At 72.6% G+C, this 17,041-nt stretch carries 11 protein-coding genes; 6 read left to right on the top strand and 5 right to left on the bottom strand.

Annotation, left to right across the window (positions count from 1 at the left end; translation table 11 throughout):
- Window positions 1-18 precede the first annotated feature (18 nt).
- Both P3H78_RS27660 and P3H78_RS27655 read left to right on the top strand, forming a co-directional pair.
- The gene (locus P3H78_RS27660) at window positions 19-3,648 is read left to right on the top strand and encodes a hydantoinase B/oxoprolinase family protein (protein WP_276111899.1); all 3,630 of its coding nucleotides are present in this window, start codon (window positions 19-21) and stop codon (window positions 3,646-3,648) included.
- Window positions 3,629-4,234, top strand: coding sequence for a GTP-binding protein (locus tag P3H78_RS27655; RefSeq protein WP_276111898.1), 606 nt, complete (start codon window positions 3,629-3,631; stop codon window positions 4,232-4,234). Before P3H78_RS27660 ends, P3H78_RS27655 begins: the two co-directional genes overlap by 20 nt.
- A gap of 83 nt (window positions 4,235-4,317) precedes the next feature.
- On the opposite strand, the gene glpK is transcribed toward P3H78_RS27655, so the two are convergent.
- The gene (glpK, locus tag P3H78_RS27650; RefSeq protein WP_276111897.1) at window positions 4,318-5,838 is read right to left on the bottom strand and encodes a glycerol kinase GlpK; all 1,521 of its coding nucleotides are present in this window, start codon (window positions 5,836-5,838) and stop codon (window positions 4,318-4,320) included.
- Between the two features lie 614 nt (window positions 5,839-6,452).
- Between glpK and P3H78_RS27645 the strand changes: the two genes are divergently transcribed.
- Both P3H78_RS27645 and P3H78_RS27640 read left to right on the top strand, forming a co-directional pair.
- Window positions 6,453-7,274, top strand: coding sequence for a M15 family metallopeptidase (locus P3H78_RS27645; RefSeq protein ID WP_276111896.1), 822 nt, complete (start codon window positions 6,453-6,455; stop codon window positions 7,272-7,274).
- 67 nt (window positions 7,275-7,341) lie between these two features.
- Window positions 7,342-7,878, top strand: coding sequence for an NUDIX domain-containing protein (locus tag P3H78_RS27640; RefSeq protein ID WP_276111895.1), 537 nt, complete (start codon window positions 7,342-7,344; stop codon window positions 7,876-7,878).
- 2 nt (window positions 7,879-7,880) lie between these two features.
- Here P3H78_RS27640 and P3H78_RS27635 read toward each other — a convergent pair whose 3' ends face one another.
- The gene (locus P3H78_RS27635; protein WP_276111894.1) at window positions 7,881-10,238 is read right to left on the bottom strand and encodes a glycoside hydrolase family 31 protein; all 2,358 of its coding nucleotides are present in this window, start codon (window positions 10,236-10,238) and stop codon (window positions 7,881-7,883) included.
- A 213-nt stretch (window positions 10,239-10,451) separates the two neighbouring features.
- Here P3H78_RS27635 and P3H78_RS27630 point away from each other — a divergent pair, with 213 nt between their 5' ends.
- On the top strand, window positions 10,452-12,419 hold the full coding sequence (locus P3H78_RS27630; RefSeq protein WP_276111893.1) for an acetoacetate--CoA ligase: 1,968 nt from the start codon (window positions 10,452-10,454) through the stop codon (window positions 12,417-12,419).
- 7 nt (window positions 12,420-12,426) lie between these two features.
- Here the strand turns inward: P3H78_RS27630 and P3H78_RS27625 are convergent, their stop codons facing one another.
- Window positions 12,427-12,906 (bottom strand): transcriptional regulator domain-containing protein, encoded by a 480-nt coding sequence (locus tag P3H78_RS27625; protein WP_276111892.1) that lies wholly within the window; start codon window positions 12,904-12,906, stop codon window positions 12,427-12,429.
- Window positions 12,907-13,375: 469 nt separating this feature from the next.
- Here P3H78_RS27625 and P3H78_RS27620 point away from each other — a divergent pair, with 469 nt between their 5' ends.
- Window positions 13,376-14,269, top strand: coding sequence for a DUF8829 domain-containing protein (locus P3H78_RS27620; RefSeq protein WP_276111891.1), 894 nt, complete (start codon window positions 13,376-13,378; stop codon window positions 14,267-14,269).
- Between the two features lie 79 nt (window positions 14,270-14,348).
- Here P3H78_RS27620 and ptsP read toward each other — a convergent pair whose 3' ends face one another.
- Window positions 14,349-16,019, bottom strand: a complete 1,671-nt coding sequence (gene ptsP, locus P3H78_RS27615) for a phosphoenolpyruvate--protein phosphotransferase (RefSeq protein WP_276111890.1) — start codon at window positions 16,017-16,019, stop codon at window positions 14,349-14,351.
- A gap of 78 nt (window positions 16,020-16,097) precedes the next feature.
- The gene (locus tag P3H78_RS27610) at window positions 16,098-16,547 is read right to left on the bottom strand and encodes a PTS sugar transporter subunit IIA (RefSeq protein ID WP_276111889.1); all 450 of its coding nucleotides are present in this window, start codon (window positions 16,545-16,547) and stop codon (window positions 16,098-16,100) included.
- Window positions 16,548-17,041 lie beyond the last annotated feature (494 nt).

The raw sequence follows: 17,041 nt of genomic DNA, 5'->3' as shown, positions 1-17,041 counted from the left end.
CGGAAGCGGGGTACTGACGTGACAGGCTGGCAGTTCTGGGTCGACCGGGGCGGCACCTTCACCGACATCGTCGCCAGACGTCCGGACGGCGGCCTGGTCACGCACAAACTGCTGTCCGACGACCCGGCCCACTACGCCGACGCGGCCGTGGCCGGTGTGCGCGCCCTCCTCGACGGCTCCGGGGAGCCGATCGAGGCCGTCCGCATGGGCACCACGGTCGCCACCAACGCCCTGCTGGAACGCACCGGGGAGCGCACTCTCCTCCTGATCACCCGCGGCTTCCGCGACGCGCTGCGCATCGCCTACCAGAACCGCCCCCACATCTTCGCCCGCCGCATCGAACTGCCGGAACTGCTCCACGAGCGCGTGGTGGAGATCGACGAGCGCATCGCCGCGGACGGCACCGTCCTGCGCGCCCCCGACCTGGACGCGCTCACCGGCCCGCTGCAGGAGGCCTACGACGACGGAATCCGCGCCGTCGCGGTGGTGTGCCTGCACAGCCACCTCCACCCCGGGCACGAGCAGGCCGTCGGTGAACTGGCGGCCCGCATCGGATTCCCTCAGATCTCGCTGTCCAGCGAGGTCAGCCCGCTGATGAAACTCGTCCCGCGCGGCGACACCGCCGTCGTCGACGCCTACCTCTCCCCGGTGCTGCGCCGCTACGTCCAGCAGGTCGCCGACGAACTGCCCGGGGTGCGCCTGATGTTCATGCAGTCCAACGGCGGACTCGCCGAGGCCGGGCAGTTCCGCGGGAAGGACGCCGTCCTGTCCGGGCCCGCCGGCGGCATCGTCGGCATGGCCCGCATGTCCGAGCTCGCCGGCTTCGACCGCGTCATCGGCTTCGACATGGGCGGCACGTCCACCGACGTGTCCCACTTCGCGGGCGCCTACGAACGGGTCTTCACCACCCGGATCGCCGGGGTGCGGCTGCGGGCCCCCATGCTCGACATCCACACGGTCGCCGCCGGCGGCGGCTCCGTCCTCCACTTCGACGGCTCCCGGTACCGCGTCGGCCCCGACTCCGCAGGCGCGGTCCCGGGCCCCGCCTGCTACCGGGGAGGCGGACCGCTCACCGTCACCGACGCCAACCTCATGCTCGGCCGGATCCAGCCCGCGCACTTCCCGCACGTCTTCGGACCCGGAGCCGACGAGCCGCTCGATGCGGCCGTCGTCCGCGAGCGCTTCACCGACCTCGCCCGCGACATCCGCGCCGGAACCGGCGACGACCGCACCCCCGAGCAGGTCGCCGAGGGCTACCTCAGGATCGCCGTCGCCAACATCGCCAACGCCGTGAAGCGGATCTCCGTGCAGAAGGGCCACGACGTGACCCGGTACGCCCTGACCACCTTCGGCGGGGCCGGCGGGCAGCACGCGTGCAAGGTCGCCGACGCACTCGGCATCCGCACCGTCCTCGTGCCGCCCATGGCCGGCGTGCTGTCCGCCCTCGGCATCGGGCTCGCCGACACCACCGCCATGCGGGAGCAGTCCGTCGAGGCACCCCTGGAACCCGTCTCCATGCCGGGCGTGCTGAAGACCGCGGAGGACCTGGAGAGCGCGGCCCGCGCCGAACTCCTCGCCGAGGACGTGCCCGGTGAGAGCATCCGCGTCGCCCGGCGGGCCCAGCTGCGCTACGACGGCACGGACACTCCCCTCACCGTCGACCTCACCGACCCCGACGGCATGCGCCACTCCTTCGAAGAACGTCATCGCGCCACGTACTCCTTCACCCTCGACCGCCCCGTCGTCGTCGAAGCCCTCTCCGTGGAAGCCACCGGCCTCACCGCACCCCCCGATCTCTCCGCCCTCGCCCCCTGCCCGCCCGGCCGCGCCGAACGACGCACCGGCCCCGAGCCCGTCCGCCTCCACACCGGCGGCGTCTGGCGCGAGGTCCCCCTGCACCACCGCGAGGAACTCCCTCCCGGCGAGAGCGTCACCGGCCCCGCGATCATCACGGAGGACGGCGCGACCACCGTCATCGACGACGGCTGGCGGGCCGCCGCCACCGACGGCGGGCATCTGCTCATGGAACGCGCGGTGGTCACGCAGAGTTCCCGTGCGAGCACCCAGGCGGATCCGGTGCTCCTGGAGGTCTTCAACAACCTGTTCATGTCCATCGCCGAGCAGATGGGCGCCCGCCTGGAGTCCACCGCCCAGTCGGTCAACATCAAGGAACGCCTGGACTTCTCCTGCGCCCTGTTCGACCCTGACGGAAACCTGGTGGCCAACGCCCCGCACATCCCCGTGCACCTGGGGTCGATGGGCACCAGTGTCAAGGAGGTCGTCCGGCGCCGGGGCGCCACGATGCGCCCCGGCGACACCTACGCCGTCAACGACCCGTACCACGGCGGGACGCACCTCCCGGACGTCACCGTCATCACCCCGGTCTTCGGCACGGAGGGTGACCGCCTCCTGTTCTACGTCGCCTCGCGCGGCCACCATGCCGAGATCGGCGGCATCGCCCCCGGCTCCATGCCCGCGCGCAGCATCACCATCGACGAGGAGGGCGTCCTCTTCGACAACTGGCTCCTCGCCGAGGACGGCCGGTTCCGGGAGGCGGAGACCCGCCGGCTGCTCACCGAGGCGCCCTACCCCTCCCGCAACCCGGACACCAACCTCGCCGACCTGCGCGCCCAGATCGCCGCCAACCAGAAGGGCGTCGACGAGGTCGGCCGCATGATCGGCGACTTCGGCCTCGACGCCGTCCAGGCCTACATGCGGCACGTCCAGGACAACGCCGAGGAAGCCGTCCGCCGCGTCATCGACGCTCTCGACGACGGCGAGTACGCCTACGAGACGGACGCGGGCGCCGTCATCCGCGTCCGCGTCCGGGTGGACCGCGACCGCCGTGCGGCGACGCTCGACTTCACCGGTACCTCCGCGCAGCTGACCACCAACTTCAACGCCCCCTTCTCCGTGGTCAACGCGGCCGTCCTGTACGTCTTCCGGACCCTCGTCGCCGACGACATCCCGCTCAACGACGGCTGTCTGCGCCCCCTCACCGTCGTCGTGCCGCCCGGCTCGATGCTCAGCCCGGCACCGCCGGCCGCCGTGGTGGCCGGGAACGTGGAGACCTCCCAGGCGGTCACCGGTGCGCTGTACGCGGCGCTCGGCGTCCAGGCCGAGGGCTCCGGGACGATGAACAACGTCACCTTCGGCAACGAGCACCACCAGTACTACGAAACCGTCGCCTCCGGGTCCGGCGCGGGCGACGGCTTCCCCGGCGCGGACGTCGTCCAGACCCACATGACCAACTCCCGGCTCACCGACCCCGAGGTCCTCGAATGGCGGCTGCCCGTCCGGCTCGAGGAGTTCGCCGTGCGGCACGGCAGCGGGGGCGCCGGGCGTTGGCGGGGTGGTGACGGCGCGGTCCGCCGGATCCGGTTCCTCGAACCCATGACCGTCTCCACGCTGTCGCAGCACCGCAGGGTGGCGCCGTACGGCATGGCCGGCGGCGAGCCCGGCGCGCTGGGTGCCAACCGTGTGCTGCGTGCCGACGGCACCGTCGAGGAACTGGCCGGAAGCGATGCCGCGGACGTCGCCCCGGGCGACGTACTCGTCGTCGAGACACCCGGCGGCGGGGGCTACGGCCCTCCGTCGCCCGAACCACACCGAGCAGGAGTAGAGACCGATGATCTTCGGCCGTTCTGAGCGTGGCAAGCCCGCGACCGAGCCCGTCACGCTCAAGATCCTGGTGGCCGGCGGCTTCGGCGTGGGCAAGACGACCCTGGTCGCCGCGGTCAGCGAGATCAGGCCGCTGCGCACCGAGGAGCTGCTGACCGAGGTGGGCCGTCCCGTCGACGACCTCTCCGGCGTCGAGGCCAAGCACACCACGACCGTGGCCATGGACTTCGGCCGCATCACGCTCCGCGAGGACCTGGTGCTCTACCTCTTCGGGACCCCCGGGCAGGAGCGCTTCTGGTTCATGTGGGACGAGCTGTCCGAGGGCGCGCTCGGCGCCGTGGTGCTGGCCGACACCCGCCGCCTGGAGGACTGCTTCGCCGCCATCGACTACTTCGAGCGGCGCGACATCCCCTTCCTGGTCGCCGTCAACTGCTTCGAGGACGCCGCCCGCCATCCCGTGGACGACGTCCGGCGCGCCCTCGACCTGGACGACGGCACCCCGGTGGTGCTGTGCGACGCCCGGGACCGAGGGTCGGTGAAGGAGGTCCTCGTGGGCGTCGTCCAGCACGCGATGGCCCGGGCCTCCGGCCGGCGCCGGACCGTGGCCATCTGACCCCGGCGCACGACCCGCGCCCCTCCGGCGGCTCAGGCCCCTCCGGGCCGCCGGACAGACGGGGCCGCCGGGCGCGGGGCCGGCTACTCGTCCCCGTCCTCCAGCCAGCCGAAGCTCTTCTCCACGGCCTTCTTCCAGTTGCGGTACTCCCGGTCCCGTACCGAGGGCTCCATGGAGGGCGTCCACTCGGCGTCCTTCTGCCAGTGCGACTTCAGTTCGTCCAGGCCGTCCCACACCCCGGTGGCGAGACCGGCCGCGTACGCCGCGCCGAGGCAGGTGGTCTCCGAGACCCGGGGGCGGATCGCCGGGACGCCCAGGACGTCCGCCTGGTGCTGCATGAGCAGGTTGTTCTTCGTCATGCCGCCGTCGACCTTCAGGGTCGTCAGCTCGACCCCCGAGTCCTGGAACATCGCGTCCACGACCTCGCGGGTCTGCCAGCTGGTGGCCTCCAGTACCGCCCGCGCCAGGTGCGCCTTGGTGACGTACCGCGTCAGACCCGTGATCACGCCGCGTGCGTCCGAGCGCCAGTACGGCGCGAACAGGCCGGAGAAGGCGGGCACGATGTACGCGCCGCCGTTGTCCTCGACGCTCCCGGCCAGCGACTCGATCTCGTCCGCGGAGCGGATGATGCCGAGCTGGTCGCGGAACCACTGCACCAGGGCGCCCGTGATGGCGATGGCGCCTTCCAGGCAGTAGACCGGCGCCTCGTCACCGATCTTGTAGCCCATGGTGGTGAGCAGCCCGCTCTTGGAGGGCACCGGGCGGTTGCCGGTGTTCAGCAGCAGGAAGCTGCCGGTGCCGTAGGTGTTCTTGGCGTCGCCCACGTCATAGCACGCCTGCCCGAACACGGCCGCCTGCTGGTCGCCGAGCGCGGAGGCCACGGGCACGCCGTTGAGCCGGCCGACGGCGGTGCCGTACACCTCGGAGGAGGACCTGATCTCGGGCAGCATCACCTCCGGGACGTTCATGGCGGCGAGGATGGCCGGATCCCACTGGAGGGTCTCCAGGTTCATCAGCATGGTGCGCCCGGCGTTGGTGACGTCCGTGACGTGGCGTCCGCCGGAGGTGCCGCCGGTGAGGTTCCAGATGAGCCAGGAGTCGATCGTGCCGAAGGCGATCTCGCCGCGCTCGGCGCGGTCGCGCAGTCCGGGGACGTTGTCCAGCAGCCAGGCGGTCTTCGGCCCGGAGAAGTAGCTGGCCAGCGGCAGTCCGGTCTGCTCCCGGAACCGGTCCTGCCCGTCGGAGCCGCCCAGTTCGTGGCAGAGGGCCGAGGTGCGCGTGTCCTGCCAGACGATCGCGTTGTGGACGGGTTTGCCGGTGGCGCGGTCCCAGAGCACCGTCGTCTCGCGCTGGTTGGTGATGCCCAGTGCGCTGAGCTGGTCGGCGCGCAGCCCCGCCTTCGCGATCGCGCCCGCGACCACGGCCTGCACCTTCGACCAGATCTCCGTGGCGTCGTGCTCCACCCAGCCCGGCTTGGGGAAGATCTGGCGGTGCTCGCGCTGGTCCACGGCGACGATGGAGCCGCTGTGATCGAAGACGATGCAGCGGCTGGAGGTGGTGCCCTGGTCGATTGCGGCCACGTACTTCTCGGCTTTGTCCGTCATGGCTACCCCTTGGTGGGCGAGGTCAGAAGGATGAGGTGTGGTCGACGCACGATCGGTGCGGTGATCTCCGTGGTCGCGCCGGGGACAGGGGGCGGAGCGCCCGGGCCGTCCGGCACGGGCTCGTCGTGGGCGGGGGAGAGGGCACCGGACGGTGGGGCCGGGTGAGGCCGCCGGGCCCTCGGTGGTAACAGTTTGGACCACTAGGTCCGGAAACTGCGCGCGATGACCCGGTGCCCCGGCGGGGCTACGGCGTTGCTCATGGCGGCTCCTGGGCCCGGCCCGAGGGGAGTGCGGCCCCGGTGCTCCCTGCGCGTGCGGAGGTGTGCGTCCCGTGCGGCCGACGGCAGCCACCCCGCTCGGCCGGACAACACGGGAAGTGTTCACCCGGACACAGGGAGCGTCAAGGTCGCCGACGGCTTCGGCGACAGGCGGCCCCCGTTCACAGCGATCAACGCCGCGCGCTCCGTCATAGTTCCCGAACGTTCACACAGCGTGACGGCGATGGTCGGTGCCCCTCGACGCGCTGCCGTCGCGGGCCCCCGGTACCGCGGCGTGCGCCCCTTCGGCGGACCGGTTCTTCCCCCGCGCCGCCGATCCTGATAGATGCAGGGGGCATGACACGTATCTCCCGTGCCGTGCGCGGCCTGATCACCGCCGTCGCCGCCCTGCTGGCCGTCACCGGAACCGTCACCGATGCCTCCGCCGCCCCACGTGCCGCACCCGAGCCCAAGGCGCCGGCGGACTTCGTCGCGCTGAGCAGCGTCGATCCGACCATCCTCCAGGAGATCCGCTACTTCACCCCGCACAACTTCGTCGGCGAACGCATCGACGGCTACGAACAGCCCATGTGCATCCTCACCCGGCCCGCCGCGCTCGCGCTGCACCGCGCACAGCAGCGCCTGCTGCGCCGGGGCTACACCCTCAAGGTCTACGACTGCTACCGCCCCCAACGTGCCGTCGACCATTTCGTGCGCTGGGCCCAGGACCTCGACGACCAGGACATGAAGGGCGAGTTCTACCCCGGCGTCGACAAGACCCGGCTGTTCGCCGACGGCTACATCGCCGAGAAGTCCGGACACAGCCGCGGCTCGACCATGGACCTCACCCTCGTCCGGCTCCCCGCCCGGCCCACCCGCCCCTACGTCCCGGGCACGCCGCTCGTTCCCTGCTTCGCGCCCAAGGAGCAACGCTTTCCGGACAACTCCATCGACATGGGCACCGGCTTCGACTGCTTCGACACCCTCGCCCACACCCTCGACCCGCGTATCCGGGGCAGGCAGCGCGCCAACCGGCTGCTGCTGAAGAGCACCCTGGAGAACCTGGGGTTCGTGAACCTGGCCGAGGAGTGGTGGCACTACACCTACAAGCCTGAGCCCTACCCCGACACCTCCTTCGACTTCCCGGTCTCCCGGAAGTCCCTGACCCGCGGGCACTGAGGTCCGGGCGGGGCGCTCCTGCGGCGAACGCAGGGACGTGACTCCGGTGATCGGATACAGTCCGCGCGTGTCCGAAATCCATCACTCAGCAGTCAACTCCGTACCGGGCTCACACTGTTCGAGCTGCGGAGCGCCCTACGGGACCGGCGTCGCGAGCTGGCCCCGTACCTGTCCGGCCTGCGGAGCGGTGGCCTACCGCAACCCCCTTCCGGTGGCCGTGGCCCTCCAGCCCGCGTACGACGCCCGGGGTACCGGCCTCGTCGTGATCACCCGCACCATCGCTCCTGCGCGCGGGGGCACCGCACTGCCCGGCGGCTACGTCGACGACCGCGAGGACTGGCGCGACGCCGTCGTCCGCGAGCTCGCGGAGGAGACCGGCATCGCAGCGCAGAGCCGCGACGTGCGGCTCGCCGACGCCCTCAGCTCGCCCGACGGGCACCTCATCCTCTTCGGCATGCTGCCCGAACGCCCGGCGGAAAGCCTGCCGCGGTCCACGGCCACCGACGAGACAGAGGGCTGGCACCTGCTGCGCCGGCCGGAGGAACTCGCCTTCCCGCTGCACACCGTGGCGGTCCGCGCCTGGTTCGACGGCCGCTACACCTGAGCTCAGCCCTCCCCGGTGCCGCGGACGCGCAGCCGGTGCGGCGGCACCGCCGCACCGTCCTCCCCCTCGCTCCGCACCACCACACGTCCGCCCTCCCAGCGGACCGTGTACCGCTCGAAGTCCGGCTCGTCCGGGCCGTCGCCCGGGTCCGCCACCACCAGGCCGCCACCGGTGCGCCCCGCCTCGGGCGCCCACACCTCCAGCTCCAGCCCGCCGTCCTCGCCGTGCACGGGTATGACCGCCCCCGCCCGTGCCAGGACGGGTATCCGTGACAGCGGAGCGTCCACCACGACCCGCCCCGGCCCCTCGTGGGCGCGGCCCGTCGCCGTGTCGTACCAGCGTCCCCCCGGCAGCCGGACCGCCCGCCGCTCCACCCCGGGTTCGAGCACCGGCGCCACCAGCAGCGCGTCACCCAGCAGGAAGGCGTCCTCGCAGTCCCTCAGGGCCCGGTCCTCCGGCGCACCCCACCACACCGGCCGCACATAGGGCGCCCCCGTACGCCGCGCCAGATGCGCCAGCGTCAGGAGGTACGGCAGCAGCCGCCGACGCCCGGCGAGCGCCACGCGCGCGTGCCCCAGCACCTCCGGCCCGAACTCCCACGGCTCCCTGCGACCCGCCCGCGGGCCCGCGTAGGTGCGGAACAGCGGCAGGTGGGCACCGAGCTGGAACCAGCGCAGATACAGCTCCGGCGAGGGAACGCCGTCGAACCCGCCCACGTCCGGCCCCGAGTACGGCACCCCGCACAGCCCGAGCCCCACCACCAGCGACAGCGACGCCCGCAGCCCCGGCCAGCCGGTGACCACGCCCCCCGACCAGGCTCCGCCGTAGCGCTGCAGTCCGGCCCACCCGGAGCGGGACATCAGGAACGGCCGTTCCCCGGCGTCCTGCCCGCGCAGCCCCTCATGGGCGGCGCGCGCCATGCAGAGGGCGTACACGTTGTGGGCCTCGCGGTGGTCCCCTCCACTGCCGTCCAGGGCGTGCCGCGCCGAGCGGGGCAGCGTCTGCTCGCCGAAGGCGGCGCACGACGTCGGCTCGTTCCCGTCGTGCCAGAACCCGGAGAACCCTTGCGACCGCAGCTCCTCGTACAGACCGCCCCACCACGCGCGCACGCGCGCGTGCGTGAAGTCCGGGAACGCCGCCTCGCCGGCCCGCACCACGCCCCGCACGACCTCCCCGGCGGCGTCGCGCACGAAGGCGTCCGCCGCGGTCCCCGCAGCGTGGACGGCTCCGCCCGCGACGGCCGGGGCGACGGCCGACACCAGCCGGATCCCGTCCCGGCGCAGCTCGTCGGCGAGCACCGGCAGCTTGGGATAGCGGTCGTGGTCGACGGTGAACGCGCGGTGCTCGTGGAGGTGGTCGCCCGCCAGGTGCACCGCGTCCAGCGGCAGATCACGCTCCTGATAGCCCACGACGATCCGGCGCACCTCATGCTCGCTGCCGAAGTCCCACCGCGCGTGGTGGTGCCCCAGCGCCCAGGCCGGCGGCAGCGCGGCAGCCCCGGTGAGCGAGGCCCAGGTGAGCAGCACGCGCGCGGGGGTGCCCACCGCGACCCAGCACCGCAGCGGGCCTCCGTCCATCCGCACCTCGGCCGTCCCGGGCCGGTCGTGACCCGACCCGGCGCCCTCCGCGCCCTCCCGCAGCAGCACCGTGCCGTCCCATGTGCTGTCGTGGAACACCAGGTGTGTCCCCGCGTCCGCCACCACCAGCTGTACGGGCATGGTGAGGGAGAGCGTGTCGTCCCCGGTACCGGAGGCGAGCCCGGGTGCGGTGTTCCACAAGCGGTACGAGCCGTCCCGCAGGCGCGGCCCCGAGGCCCGGCCGCCCAGGCCGAAGAACCGTGCGTCCGCCGCCACCTCCGACCGCTGCACCCAGCGCGCCGGGCCCCCGCCGGCCGGCTCCCACCAGCGTGGAGGCGCGTCCCGGCGCAGCGGCACACCGCCAGGCGTGCACACCGCGACCGCACCGTGCCGCGACACCGTGACCGTCACCCGCTCGGCCACCACCCGCCAGCCGCCGTCCTTGTCCGGCTCGAGCACCGCGCGGGGGTCCGGCTCGGGGCAGCGGCCCGCCAGCGCGTACGACGGTTCGGGCGCGGCCCCGTCCCAGCCCCAGAACACGGCCCCGCTCGCGGTGACGGCGATCCGCAGCTCCGAGCGGTCGAAACGGACCAGGCCGCCGCCCGGCCCCGGTTCCGCGCTCCGCACCGCGCCCGGCACCCGTGCCCGCTCCGCACCCCGGGAGGGCAGCGCTCTGGCGTCGGCACGCCGCCTGCGCCAGGCGGCCCGTACGGCCCGCGCCGTCTGCGCCGCCCCCGCGGAACCGACCGCCTTCACCGAACGCACCAGGTCACGACCGTCCATGCTGCTCACCCTGCCACTGACCGCCCCGCCCGCGGGCCTCGTTCAACTGCCGTTCACCCGTGCCTCGCGCACATCTTCACGACACGGACTATGTGGGGCGCACCCTGGTGCGGAAGTCGATCACATGGCATCGTCCCTGTCAGCCGCGTCACGCGCACACCCCAGCTCGTGCGCGACCGACGCACACGACGCGCACAGTCCGGGAGCCGCCCCATGTCGACCGTGAACCCCCTGCCGCTCTGGCAGCCCACTCCGGAACGCATCGCCCAGGCACAGGTCACCAGGTTCCAGGCCTGGGCGGCCGAGCACCACGGAGCCCCGGCACAGGGCGGCTACGCGGCCCTGCACCGCTGGTCCGTCGACGAGCTGGACACCTTCTGGACGGCCGTCGCCGAGTGGTTCGACGTCCGGTTCACGCACCCCTACGCGCGCGTGCTGGGCGATCGCTCGATGCCCGGAGCCGAGTGGTTCCCCGGCGCGAGCCTGAACTACGCCGAGCACGCCCTGCGTGCCGCGGCCACCCGACCGGACGAACCGGCCCTCCTGCACGTCGACGAGACGCACGACCCCCGCCCGGTGAGCTGGGCCGAGCTGCGCCGCCAGGTCGGCTCCCTCGCCGCCGAGCTGCGCGCCCTCGGTGTCCGCCCGGGGGACCGGATCAGCGGCTACCTGCCCAACATCCCCCAGGCCGTGGTGGCGCTGCTGGCCACCGCCGCGGTCGGCGCCGTCTGGACCTCCTGCGCCCCCGACTTCGGCGCCCGCAGCGTCCTCGACCGCTTCCAGCAGGTCGAACCGGTGGTCCTGTTCACCGTCGACGGCTACCGCTACGGCGGCAAGGAGCACGACCGCCGGGACGTCGTCGCGGAACTGCGCCGCGAGCTGCCCACCCTGCGCGCGGTCGTCCACATCCCGCTCCTCGGCACCGAGGCGCCCGACGGCGTCCTGGAGTGGTCGGCCCTCACCTCGGCGGACACGGCCCCCGTCTTCGAGGCGGTGCCCTTCGACCACCCGCTGTGGGTGCTGTACTCCTCCGGCACGACGGGCCTGCCCAAGGCCATCGTCCAGTCCCAGGGCGGCATCCTCGTCGAACACCTGAAGCAGCTCGGCCTGCACTGCGACCTCGGCCCCGAGGACCGTTTCTTCTGGTACACCTCGACCGGCTGGATGATGTGGAACTTCCTCGTCTCCGGTCTCCTCACCGGCACGACGATCGTGCTGTACGACGGCAGCCCCGGCTTCCCCGACACAGGCGCCCAGTGGCGGGTCGCGGAACGCACCGGGGCCACGCTCTACGGCACCTCCGCGGCGTACGTGATGGCCTGCCGCAAGGCGGACGTCCACCCGTCGCGCGACTTCGACCTGTCCCGGATCCAGTGCGTCGCCACCACCGGCTCCCCGCTGCCCCCGGACGGCTTCCAGTGGCTGCACGACGAGGTCCGCGACGACCTGTGGATCGCCTCCGTCAGCGGCGGCACCGACGTCTGCTCCTGCTTCGCGGGAGCGGTGCCGACCCTGCCCGTCCACATCGGCGAGCTCCAGGCGCCCTGCCTCGGCACCGACCTGCAGTCCTGGGACCCCAGCGGGAAGCCGCTGGTCGACGAAGTGGGCGAGCTGGTCGTCACCAACCCCATGCCGTCGATGCCGATCCACTTCTGGAACGACCCCGACGGCAGCCGCTACCACGACAGCTACTTCGCCATGTACCCCGGCGTGTGGCGGCACGGCGACTGGATCACACTCACCTCCCGCGGCTCGGTCGTCATCCACGGCCGCTCCGACTCCACGCTCAACCGCCAGGGCGTGCGGATGGGCTCCGCGGACATCTACGAGGTCGTCGAACGGCTCCCGGAGATCAAGGAGTCCCTCGTCGTCGGCATCGAACAGGCCGACGGCGGCTACTGGATGCCGCTCTTCGTGCACCTCGCCCCGGACGCCGCCCTCGACGACGCGCTGCTGGGCCGCATCAAGCAGGCCATCCGCGAGCAGCTCTCCCCGCGCCATGTGCCCGACGAGGTCATCGAGGTCCCGGGCATCCCGCACACCCTGACCGGAAAGCGCATCGAGGTCCCGGTCAAGCGTCTCCTGCAGGGCACCCCCCTGGAGAAGGCGGTCAACCCCGGCTCGATCGACGACCTCGAACTGCTCCGCCTCTACGAGGACCTGGCCCGCAAGCGCGCCTGAGGCGGGCTCAGCCGCCGTAGGTGGCCTCGGACTCGCCCAGGACCGCGGCGAAGTCCGAGGCCAGCCGTGCCGCGTCGGCCGGCTCCAGGTCGGCCACGGAGATCCGCGCCCCCGGCCCCGACACCAGCCCGAACCGGGCCCCGGCGGCCACCCACCAGCCGTACGACCGCAGCCCGTTGACCACCGCGGACTCGTCCGCCACCGGCACCCGCACGTTCAGCCCGCTCGCCCCGTGCGCGGGGATCCCGAGCGCAGCCAGCTCGCCCAGGAGCGCGGACCGCCGCAGCATGTACGCCTCGCGGGCACGCGACGGCGTCGCGCGCGTGACCGGGTCCGTCAGCAGCCCGTGCACCGTCTCCTGCAGCAGATGGCTCATCCAGCCCGACGCCGGCAGCAGGCGGCCGTCGTGCCGGGACAGCGTCGTGGCGTCGCAGGCGGCCGCGGCCCACCGCAGGTCCGCTCCCAGGAACTTGCTCGCCGTCCGCACGTGCACCCATCGCGCCGGCCCCCCCGGCATACAGGGGCCGCAGCGGCGCCTGCGTCACCGCGGAGGCGTGGTCGTTCTCCACGACCAGCACCTCGGGGTGGTCCTCCAGCACGTCGAGCAGCGCGTCGGCGCGCCGCGGAGAAGGCCCCGCCGTCCTGTTCACTCTCGCCGAGATGCTCCACGCCACCCTCTCCTGGGAACCCTCCGCCGCCCTCGCACCCGACACCGCCCAGGGCGCCTACCTCGGCGTGCACGGACTGGCCCAGTCGGCCCAACGCAGCATCGGCCCCCTCGCCCTCACGCGGCCATCGCCACCAGGCCCCTCGGCTGGACCGCCTTCGGCGCCGCCCTCGGCGCGACCTGCCTCCTCCAGCACCGCCTGGTCCGCTCCCCCCTCGTCCCGACCCCACTGTCAGTGGCACCGATTACTGTGAGTGAGCATTGATCGACTGCGCACACAGGGGGAAACATGGCGCACACCGACCACCTGGCCATGCGACGCGTCCTGCGCCGCGAAATCGCCTGCACCATCGGCCTGCTGACCGACGACCAGGACTTCCGCACCATGCGGCGCTACCGCAGCTTCACCTTCGACGACCACACCGCCTACCTCCAGCAGGTGGAGGCCCTGCTACGGACCCGCGCGGCCCAGGGCGGCCACACCACGGTCGCCCTCTTCGACCCCGAGGAGTTCGCCGCGTTCTGCGCCGGCACCGGCCTCGACCCCGACACTCCGGCCAGCCGCAGCCGCTACACCGCCGAACTCGCGGCCACCGGCCCCAACCTCCCCTACGACGGACGCCCCCTCGGCGAGATCGTCCCCGACCTCGTCGACGAGGCGGTCCGCCAGGCCACCTGGGAGTACGCCGCCACCCTCCTCACCCGCCTCGGACCGTGCGCGGCCTGCGGCGAGGACATCGGCCGCGCCGCCTTCACCCGAGCCTCCGACCTGCTCACCCGCATCCTCGCCACCGCGCCGCCCGGCGAACGACACCTGGTGTGCAGCATCCGGAGCACCCCCGAGAGCCTGCTGGCCGTGCTGCACGCGGACACGGAGGCCACCAGGACCGCCCAGCTCGACGAAGCCGAAGTCCTCGAGTTCACCACCGTCCTCGCGCTCGGCCTCGCCACCTCCAGCCCCGGCGGACTCGTCCTGCGCGCCAGCACCCCGGGCATCCCCGACCGCGTCTACGGCTGGCGCCTGCGCGGCGACGCCCTCGCCCCCCTCACCGCCGGCGAGGTCTTCGACGCCTACTGCACCGACGTCGAAACCGGCGACCCCATCTCCCCGGAGCCGGGAGTCGACTACGGAGCGCCGCCCGACCTCGGTGACGACGGACCGGCACCGGGACATCGCCGCTGAACGCCGAAGGGGGCGCTTCACCCGCAGGTGGAGCGCCCCCCGGAGCCACGGCCGACGCCGGCCGACCGGGCCGGACCGGCTACTCCCCGGACAGCACCGCGTGAGCGGCGTGACGGGCCTCATCGGCACTGTCCGCCGCCCGCGCGGCCGCCGCGGCCCGCTCGCACTGCGCGAGCGTGTACTTCGCCAGGGCCGTCCGGACGTACGGAATCGACGCGGCCCCCATGGACAGGGAGGTGACCCCCAGGCCGGCCAGCACACACGCCAGGAGCGGATCGGAGGCGGCCTCGCCGCACACGCCGCAGCTCTTGCCCTCGGCCTTGGCCGACTCGGCGGCCAGGGCGACCAGGTCCAGCAGCGCCGGCTGCCACGGATCCTGCAGCCGGGCCACCGCGCCCACCTGCCGGTCGGCGGCGAACGTGTACTGCGCCAGGTCGTTCGTCCCCAGCGAGAGGAACTCGACCTCCTGCAGGATCGAACGCGCTCGCAGCGCGGCCGACGGGATCTCGACCATCGCACCGAACTTGGCCCGCAGCCCCGCCTCACGGCACGCGTCGGCGAACGCCTTCGCGTCGATGCGGTCCGCGACCATCGGGGCCATGACCTCGAGATAGACGGGCAGGCCCTCGGCGGCCTTGGCCAGCGCCGTCAACTGGGTGCGCAGCACCTCCGGGTGGTCCAGCAGGGTGCGCAGACCCCGGACACCGAGTGCCGGGTTCGGTTCGTCGGCCGGCGTCAGGAAGTCCAGCGGCTTGTCCGCACCCGCGTCCAGCACCCGCACGACCACCCGGCCCTCGGGGAAGGCCTCCAGCACCTGCCGGTACGCCTCGACCTGCTTCTGCTCGGAAGGAGCGCTCTTGCTGTCGTCCAGGAAGAGGAACTCGGTCCGGAACAGACCGACACCCTCCGCACCGGCCTCGACCGCCGCCGCCACGTCCGACGGGCCCCCGACATTGGCGAGCAGCGGCACCTTGTGCCCGTCCGAGGTGGCGCCCGGACCGATCGACGCCGCCAGCGCCGCCCGGCGCTCCGCGGCCGCGGCCTCCATCCGGGCCTTCTTCTCCTCGCTCGGGTTCACGAAGATCTCGCCGGTGCTGCCGTCCACGGCGATCACCGTGCCCTCGGCCAGCTCACCCGCGCCCGGCAGCGCCACCACGGCCGGTACTCCGAGCGCCCGCGCCAGGATCGCGCTGTGGCTCGTCGGACCGCCCTCCTCGGTGACGAAGCCGAGCACCAGGGCCGGGTCCAGCAGTGCCGTGTCGGCCGGCGCCAGGTCCCGCGCGACCAGGACGTACGGCTCGTCGCTGTCCGGCACGCCCGGCATGGGCACACCGAGCAGTCGCGCGACGATACGGTTCCGCACGTCGTCGAGGTCGGCGACCCGGCCCGCGAGGTACTCACCGGCACCCGCGAGCAGATCCCGGTACGCGGCGAACGCGTCGTAGACGGCGCGCTCCGCCGTGCTGCCGACCGCGATGCGGCGGTCCACGTCGGCGATCAGTTCCGGGTCCTGGGCCATCATGGCCTGCGCCTCGAGCACCGCCTGGGCCTCACCGCCGGCGAGGTTGCCGCGCGCGGTCAGATCGGCCGCCACCGCCCCCACGGCCTTGCGGGCACGTCCCTGCTCACGCTCCGCGTCCTGCTCCGGGATCTGCTTGGCCGGCGGTTCGAGCACCGCCGTCCCCATGTGCCGAACCTCGCCGATCGCCACCCCGTGGCTCACACCGACGCCTCGCAGCGTTGTGTCCATCTCACCCGTCTCCGCTAGTGCGGCGGCAGCAGCCGCCGTGATGGTTGTCCCGGCCGCCGTCCTGGGACGGCGCCGGTGTCAGTTCCAGAGGAAGAGGCTGTCGCCGGCCTTCACGTCGCCGTCGGTCCGGAGTTCGGCGAGGCACTCGGCGGTGGCCTCCAGCGCGACGACCGGGCACACGGGCGACTTGCCTGCGGCCTCGACGGCGGACGGGTTCCAGCGCACCACGGCCTGCCCGCGCGCCACGGTGTCGCCCTTGTTCACGAGCAGTTCGAAGCCCTCGCCGTTGAGCTGCACGGTGTCGATACCGAGGTGGGTGAGCACACCGTGGCCCTCGCCGTCGACGACGACGAAGGCGTGGGGGTGCAGCGAAACGATGACTCCATCGACGGGGGCGACGGCCTCGGAGGGCTCACGCACCGGGTCGATCGCGGTCCCGGGGCCGACCATGGCCCCGGAGAAGACGGGGTCCGGCACTGCCGCCAGTCCGATGGCTCGGCCGGCGAGCGGGGACGTCACGGTGGTCATGGGAAGCCTCCCAGTGATGGAGATGTACGGGCTGCCGTCGCTCCGTGCCCGTGGACGGCGCGCTGAGCAGCAGCGTATGTCACGTTAAGTGCGGGTTCGCACGAGAACGCATGAATGGTGGTCTAGACCACATCTGCCAGCGATTTGCACCCGCTCCGCTACCCCGTGTACTGTCGTACTCCTGCCTCACACCGAGTGACACAGTCTCGTGTTCTTGGCCTGGCAGCAACCAACTTGTCGTAGATCCTATCCCGGGATCGTCTTCTGCATGCCCGCAGGACGGTGGTCAGGGAGCCGCGGAAATACTGATAAAGTCGGAACCGCTGGAAAGGGAAACGCGGAAGCGGGAACCTGGAAAGCACCGAGAAAATCGGATCGGAAAGATCTGATAGAGTCGGAAACGCAAGACCGAAGGGAAGCGCCCGGAGGAAAGCCCGAGAGGGTGAGTACAAAGGAAGCGTCCGTTCCTTGAGAACTCAACAGCGTGCCAAAAG

The sequence above is a fragment of the Streptomyces tropicalis genome (assembly GCF_029269835.1).
Taxonomy (GTDB): domain Bacteria; phylum Actinomycetota; class Actinomycetes; order Streptomycetales; family Streptomycetaceae; genus Streptomyces; species Streptomyces tropicalis.
Note: the sequence above shows the minus strand (reverse complement) of the source record. Positions and strands in the feature narration are given on the sequence as shown.